The organism is Nosocomiicoccus sp. HMSC09A07 (assembly GCF_001808485.1).
Taxonomy (GTDB): domain Bacteria; phylum Bacillota; class Bacilli; order Staphylococcales; family Salinicoccaceae; genus Nosocomiicoccus; species Nosocomiicoccus ampullae_A.
The window spans coordinates 1-6,768 of the sequence record NZ_KV793641.1; the positions used below are offsets into that span (position 1 = coordinate 1).

Consider the following 6,768-nt stretch of genomic DNA (forward strand, 5'->3'; position numbering starts at 1 on the left):
AGAAAATGTGAAAGATTGGAATGATGAACTAGTAAGAAGAAATGGACATCCGTATAAGAAAAATGAACGTAATATACCGCTATCCAAACAACAATATCTTCAAAATTATAGAAATAGAGAGAGTAGTCGAGGAATAGAGATGGAGTAAGTAAATTAATAGTAAATCACTTATCATCTATTTATAGAGGTGATAAGTGATTGCTCAAATAATTAATTAAAATATTAAATGTAATTTTTAATCATCAATAATCAAATTTATTAAACTAGGAGAAAATATATTTAGTAATTCAATTCCTTTTTTAATATAACTTTTATTATTAATTAATTTACCTAGTCGTATATAAGAGATTCCTGCATATTTACCATTTTCTGATTCAATAGATAAATTTAATGCCTTTGTGAAATATTTCTTGCTCTTATGTGTATTATTCGTTATTAAATATCTTCCAGCATTAAGATAAAAAATTATCTCTGTTTTATAAAAATCATCAAAATCTCTGTAAATAGATAACTTTTTTTCAATTATTTTTATAATTCCTTCACTTTGATCGAAAGGAAATAAATGGAATATATGAGTTAGTATAAAAATATCTGTAGGAATATAATCATCGTATGATTCTAAGTTGTTCCAAATTAATTGGGCAAAATGTTGTGCATTAGATAAATTATCATGATGTATATAATAGATACTCTTTAATAAATAATAAATATTTGTATCTAAGTTTTGATACTTTAATAATAATTCTTGAAGTTTGTCTTCATTACTACTTATATTTATTGTTTTAATATCTTTGATAAAGTCATAATTAGATTGATGGTGACTAGATTTTGATAAATAAATGAATTCTTGAATCGAAACATTCATTGATTCTAAGGATTTCAATAAATCATTCACAATACCATTCCTAAAATCTTCTTCTAATTTATTATAAATGTACTTTGAAGAAGCCACGTTATAAATATCTTTTTTCTTTAAATTTCTGCTTTCTCTTAAAAATTTTAATGTATTCAAAGATAACACCTTATATTCTATAACAGTTTTTTAAAAGCCCTAATATATTAATATAACATAGCTATTATAAAAGAACATTATATATTTAAATTTTAACCTTTAATATTTTAAATCAAATATAATGCTATATTTAAAGAACAATATTACTAAGGAGTGATTATCTATGATCCAATTTATAAGTGAAATTTTAGTTTTATTCCCATGGTTAATTGGTTAACTGTCCTTCTTAGTTTTATTTAAAAAATAAGTTTAAAGGAGTAGAAAAAAATGAAAAATTTTAGCAATCTATTAAAACTTCCAAAGGAAGATATTAAGTATACGGTGAAATGGTCTAAAAGTAATAAGTGTATTGAAAAAACAACGAAAAAAATTTCTGATAATAATGATGTAATTTTAAAATTAAACTAAATTTTAGAAGTCTATTTTTAGAGTGTCCTCTTCAAATAGACTTTATTAATTTATACTAAGAAGTGATGCTCTATGAAAGGTAAAATTTTAATATCAAATAAGATTGATGATACAAATGTAATTCAATATGAAGATTCAAATTATAATTATATACTCTGTGGACAACATAATATTCCAAGACAGGGATGGAAGATTCATATATCGTGCACTTTAGAAAATCATCAAGAAATTTTAGATATTGTTTATAATTATTGTTGTAAGGAAAAAATTGACTTTAAATATATTTATAATTATAAAGATTTAATTTATTCTTTATCAGGTGATGCTCCACAAGAAAATGTTGCAAAATTTATCACTATATATCCTAGTAGTACTAAAGTATTTATTAAAGTCATAGAAGAATTGTATGAACAATTACATTTTTACGATGGACCATATGTTGTTTCAGACAGGAGATATAGGAAATCTAATATATATTATAGATATGGTGTTATGGAGTCGGATAGTGATTATATTTTAGATCCATTAGGAAATAAACTTTCTGATAACAGGAGCTATTTTAATGTACCATATTTTGAAACAGATCCTTTTTATTTTTTAGAAGAGAATGTAGATTCAAATTATAAATATTTAAATGAAATCTATAAACCATATAAATCAATACATGAATCATCTTCAGGAAATGTATATAAAGCAAAATTTAATAATGTTGATGTAATAATAAAAGAAGCACGAAATCATATATTAGGTTTTTGGGGAACTGCTATTGATGATTTAAAAAATGAACTAAATATATTAAGAAGACTTGATGATATATTAGGTACACCTAAATTAATAGATGATTTCTATTTTGATGAGAACTTTTATGTTGTTCAAGAATATTTACCTGGTAAGCCATTATCAGTGGCGAGTTCAGATTATTTTTACCAAAATTTAATTAATTATAAAAATATTATAAAATCTGCTTATGATTTAATTTCCTCTATTCACAATAAAGGTATTATCTTAAATGATATAAGTGCGAATAATATTCTTATTGATAGCAAAACTTCTAATATATATGTATGTGACTTTGGATCATCTTATTTTGTAGAAGAAAAAAATATAAAAAAGAATATAGGTTCTACAGAAGGATTTTATGACAACTCTATAAATGAATTCACCTCATATAACTCAGATTTTCATAAACTAGGCTATACATTGATGAGTTACATTTTTCCTGCGAATAACTTAATAGGATTAGATAAGTCTGGAAAATCAACACTTAATCAATTTGAAAAATACTGTAAATTTAATCATATAGATTACAATGTGTTTAATATGATTTACTTATTAATAAGACAACCATATAATTGGAAAAATAAATTTATAAAAATATTTAAGAACGATCAGAAAAAAATATTTAATGTATCTATAGACAAAGATAATATTGCTGAATACTACAATTTATTAAATAGTAATATTCAATTTTTAAAATCAGAACCACATATAGAAAATCTAACATTAGGAGGTATTTATAATTCTAATATAAAGTTATTATTTATAGATTCATATAAATTAAAATTTAAAAAATATGTTAGAGAAAATCATGAAAGAATTATTAAATGGATAGAAACATCAAATGATTTTACGGTTGGTAAGGGTATAACAGGATTTGGAATAATTTTGATGATGATCTTTGATGATAAAGAAATAGAAGAAATAAACGAATATGTAGATTATATTTATACAAAAATAAACGATAAAGAACAATTGATAAAATCAGGTGATTATCTAGGTATATCAAGTGGTTATTTAGGAAAAGTATTATTTAATTTATTATTTAGTATAAGAGAAGATTTAAGTACTTTCAGTTATACTTCATTATTTAATCAATTGATGTATGTAAATGCCTATGTAAAACAAATACCAGAAAAAAATTTTTATGAATTTCCTGTTATTGTAGGGAAAAATATTTCATCCCCATATCTTGATGATGGATTATCAGGTTTTCTTTATACAGCATTAATTTTATATAAAACTAATAAACTTCCGAAACATTTAAAAATTATTTTAAAAAATGACATTATATATCCTGGTATTAAAACATTACTTCAAGATGGTTGGACTAAAAATGCAGGATTGTTGCATGGTAATGCAGGTATTAGTTATATACTATATATAGCAAGTAATATTTTAAATAAAAAATGTTATTTGGAAAAATCTATTGAATATATTTATTATACTAAATTTTATTCTATAAATATAAATAATGTTTTATATTTTCCTAATAAAGAGTTTTCAAGTCTAACGAATAGCTTTGAAGATGGGACTAGAGGCATTCATTATGTTCTAGAAAAAATAATGAATTTAAGGGATATTAACCTATGGGAATAATCTTTAGAAATAAATTATTTTCTTTTATCATGATTTCAAACGTATTTGGAATTCTTGGAACTACTTTATTTAATATAGTTTTTATAATATATGCACAAAATTTTCCAAATCCTGAACTTGCAGTTAGTTCAATAATAATAGTTTCAACTATACCATTTGTTATAGATTTTATTTTTGGTTACTTATCTGACAAGACACACAAAAAAGTTGAAGCATTACTTTGTAGTAGATTGATTCAGGTTGTACTATTTGTAATATTTTCGGTAGTAGTTAATTTTAATGCATCATGGTTAATATTCGGATTAATATTATTAATTAATTTTATAAGTGATATTATCGGTGTGTACAATACCTATATTGAATTACCTATAGTTAAATCAATAGTTCCTAAAAAAGACCTTACTAATGCTAGATCTATTCAATCAGGGGTTCTAAACTCTATACATTTGCTAGGATCTTTAGTAGGGGTCTCATTTATATCGTTAATAAATTACAACTATTATTTATTTGGTATATTTAATTCTCTTATATTTATTATTTCATTTATTATATTATATTTTTTAAAAGATAATATAAACAAAGGATTGCATTTTAAAAATGCTGATAATAAAAATAACTATGATAATGTTAAAATATCATTAAAAAAAGATTTAAAGTCTAAGATAAATATATTGTTATCTTTTGAAACGATAACTAAATTTACTATTCTATTTCTCTTATTAAATTTTATAAGTTCAGGGCAATATTCAATATTAATTTTGACATTTTTAGAAAATGAAAGTTTAACTTTTAAAAATTTTGGTTATACAGTAGCATTATTTGAAGTAATTGAATCAGTGGGGATGATTTTAGGTGCATTAATTCCTATTAAATTTTTAAGGAGAAAATCTATTGAATCTAATATATTAATAACCATTATTATTACACTATTCATAATTTTATGTATTATTTTATATCCACATAAATATATTTTACTAATTTTAACTTTTTTTTCTGGCTACTTTGTAGGACTATCTAATCCAAGGATTGACTCATATATAATGATTGTTGTACCTGAAGATTCTTTAGGATCTGTTATGAGTTTATTTTACAGTGTTATCCAGATTGCTGTTCCAATTGGTACTACAGTATTTCTATTTTTTGCCAATAAAATATCTCTAAATATTGCATGGATACTATTGTTATTTGTAACATTAACAACATTGTTGTATACCACATATATGTTCTTAAAAAATAAAACTATTCCAGAAAATATATAATAGGAGGATGTTATATGGGAAATATAATTATAAAAAACATGTCATTTCAATATAACAATATGTTAGATCCTCTATTTTATAATGTAAATTTAAATATTAGTGATGATTGGAAATTAGGATTAATTGGAAGAAATGGTAGAGGTAAGACATCCTTTTTAAAGATTTTACTTAATGAATTAAATTATGAGGGGAAAGTTCATTCATCGGTTAATTTTAAATACTTTCCAAATTACCCATTGATTGATAGAGAAATTACTACTCTTGATTTTCTTTTAGAAAAAAATCCAACAATTGATTTATGGATTATTTTAAAAGAAATGAATTTAATGGGGTTATCAGATGATTTATTATATCAATCTTTTTATAGTCTGAGCGGGGGAGAGCAAACTAAATTTTTATTATTGGAACTTTTTCTTGATAAAAATTCTTTTCCTTTAATTGATGAACCGACAAATAACTTAGACTTAAATGGGAGAAAATTGGTTGCTGAATACTTAAACTCGAAGAAAGGGTATATAGTAATCAGTCATGACTATAATTTCTTAAATAGCTTTATAGATCATACATTATCTCTTAATAGAAACAATATTGACTTAATAAAAGGTGACATAGAAACTTGGAAATATGAAAAAAATAATTATGATAACCTTACTCTAGAAAAAAATAAAAAGCTTAAAGATGAAATTTCAAGATTAGAAAAAGTTTCTAGAACAGTTAGTGATTGGGGTGAACAAAAAGAAAAAACATCAAAAGATGCTTTTGATAAAAAGAAAGCAGCAAAACATATGAAACGTTCTAAAGCGATACTGAAAAGAACAGAAGAGAAGATAGAACAAAAGAAAAGATTAATTCATAATATTGAAACTACAAAAGATATAGACATAAATATGGAAACAGCGCGACACCAAATTTTAAAACTAAGAAATTTTTCACTATATAGGGATGGGAAAAAATTATTTCACCCAATTAATATTGATTTATATCCAAAAGATAGACTTTTTTTAATGGGAGATAATGGAGTCGGAAAAACTTCACTCTTAAACTTTATCTTAAATAAGGAATCTTTTGAATATGAAGGAGAAGCGTATATTAACCTACCCTCAAATATTTCAATAATAGAACAAAATATAAAGAACACCTTTAATTATGCAAAGATAATTTCTACTTTTAATAAAGAGGAATTAGAAAAATTTTTCAACATTTTATATAAATTAGGTGTTGATAAGAACAAATTTAAAAATAATAGCAGATGGAGTTCAGGTGAAGATAAAAAGATTCTTATTGCACAAGAACTACTATCTTTAAATTCATTGCTAATTTGGGATGAGATAACAAATTATCTTGATTTGCTTGTAATACAACAAATTATTAATATGATTCAAAACTTTTCACCAACAATGATTAGTATAGATCATGATGAACATTATGTAGAAGAAGTGGCAACAAAAACAATAAAGTTAGTTAAGTATGAAAATAATTAAATGTAAAAGATTGGAATGATGAGTTAGTAAGAAGAAATGTACATGCTTATCAAGAACATGAGAAAAAATATTCCATTAAGTAAGAAACAGTATTTACAAAATTACAGACATTTAGAGAGTAGTAGAGGTATGGAAATAGAATAATCAGTAAATATTGATAACAAAATTATTTTATATTATAATATATGTACATCTTCTTTTTTTTCTAATTCTTTTATAGAATTAGAGATGA

At 23.2% G+C, this 6,768-nt stretch carries 5 protein-coding genes; 4 read left to right on the plus strand and 1 reads right to left on the minus strand.

Translation table 11 applies throughout. The annotated features are described in order from the left end of the window. Positions 1 to 235: 235 nt before the first annotated feature. The gene (locus HMPREF3177_RS07255) at positions 236 to 1,012 is read right to left on the minus strand and encodes a hypothetical protein (protein ID WP_070458264.1); all 777 of its coding nucleotides are present in this window, start codon (positions 1,010 to 1,012) and stop codon (positions 236 to 238) included. 267 nt (positions 1,013 to 1,279) lie between these two features. On the opposite strand from HMPREF3177_RS07255, the gene HMPREF3177_RS08540 reads away from it, so the two are divergent. The 4 genes from HMPREF3177_RS08540 (at position 1,280) to HMPREF3177_RS07270 (ending at position 6,536) form a co-directional block, all read left to right on the plus strand. Next, positions 1,280 to 1,420: a hypothetical protein gene (locus HMPREF3177_RS08540; protein WP_168161325.1), complete on the plus strand. Its 141-nt coding sequence runs from the start codon at positions 1,280 to 1,282 to the stop codon at positions 1,418 to 1,420. 72 nt (positions 1,421 to 1,492) lie between these two features. After that, positions 1,493 to 3,796 (plus strand): class III lanthionine synthetase LanKC N-terminal domain-containing protein, encoded by a 2,304-nt coding sequence (locus HMPREF3177_RS07260; protein ID WP_070458266.1) that lies wholly within the window; start codon positions 1,493 to 1,495, stop codon positions 3,794 to 3,796. Next, positions 3,787 to 5,055: an MFS transporter gene (locus tag HMPREF3177_RS07265; RefSeq protein ID WP_070458269.1), complete on the plus strand. Its 1,269-nt coding sequence runs from the start codon at positions 3,787 to 3,789 to the stop codon at positions 5,053 to 5,055. Before HMPREF3177_RS07260 ends, HMPREF3177_RS07265 begins: the two co-directional genes overlap by 10 nt. Positions 5,056 to 5,069: 14 nt before the next feature. Continuing rightward, positions 5,070 to 6,536 carry an ATP-binding cassette domain-containing protein gene (locus HMPREF3177_RS07270; RefSeq protein ID WP_070458272.1) on the plus strand — a complete coding sequence of 489 codons (1,467 nt, stop codon included), beginning with the start codon at positions 5,070 to 5,072 and terminating at the stop codon, positions 6,534 to 6,536. The last annotated feature ends 232 nt before the right edge of the window (positions 6,537 to 6,768 follow it).

Bases quoted from the DNA above. Each gene is read 5' to 3' on its own strand.
- HMPREF3177_RS07270 (WP_070458272.1), top strand. From the start codon at position 5,070: ATGGGAAATATAATTATAAAAAACATGTCATTTCAATATAACAATATG.
- HMPREF3177_RS07265 (WP_070458269.1), top strand. From the start codon at position 3,787: ATGGGAATAATCTTTAGAAATAAATTATTTTCTTTTATCATGATTTCA.
- HMPREF3177_RS08540 (WP_168161325.1), top strand. From the start codon at position 1,280: ATGAAAAATTTTAGCAATCTATTAAAACTTCCAAAGGAAGATATTAAG.
- HMPREF3177_RS07260 (WP_070458266.1), top strand. From the start codon at position 1,493: ATGAAAGGTAAAATTTTAATATCAAATAAGATTGATGATACAAATGTA.